The organism is Phenylobacterium sp. LjRoot225 (assembly GCF_964252855.1).
Taxonomy (GTDB): Bacteria; Pseudomonadota; Alphaproteobacteria; order Caulobacterales; family Caulobacteraceae; genus Phenylobacterium.
Window position 1 is genome coordinate 1 of sequence record NZ_CAXUPL020000016.1, and the last position, 477, is coordinate 477.

A 477-nucleotide genomic window follows, 5' to 3' on the forward strand; every position below is an offset into this window, starting at 1 on the left:
GTAAGCGCTGTTCTGACCCCACCTTCCGCTGACGCTGCGGGCCGGTGAAGGTGACGATCCCCTTGGGCGGATCGTTTCATGTCTGGATTTGACCCTACGCTTGACCCTAAGCCGGTGCAGGTACGCCGGCTGGAGGTGCTGACGGGCGTGGGCGGCCGGCGGCGCTGGTCGCCGGACGACAAGGCGCGGATCGTCGAGGAGAGCCTGGCGCCGGGTGCGACGGTGTCGGAGGTGGCGCGTCGCCATGACATCCGCCCGCAGCAACTCTTCGGATGGCGTCGCGGGATGCGGATCCCTGAGCCTGAGCCCCCGATGAGCTTTGTGCCGGCGCTGGTCGAGGCTCCTCAGAAGTCGGAGCGCACGCGTCCGAAACCGGTGCGCGCCGGACGCGGTGACATCGAGTTGGAGATCGACGGTGTGGTGGTCCGCGTCTGTCGCGGCGCGGAGGCCAAGACCGTGGCGGCGGTGATCAAGGCG

Annotated in this window: 1 protein-coding gene; it reads left to right on the forward strand. The window is 68.8% G+C overall.

What is annotated here, in order from left to right:
* Positions 1-78 precede the first annotated feature (78 nt).
* Positions 79-477: IS66-like element accessory protein TnpA (gene tnpA / locus ACSQ2B_RS26725; RefSeq protein WP_436054456.1), on the forward strand; the 399-nt coding region annotated here is incomplete at its 3' end.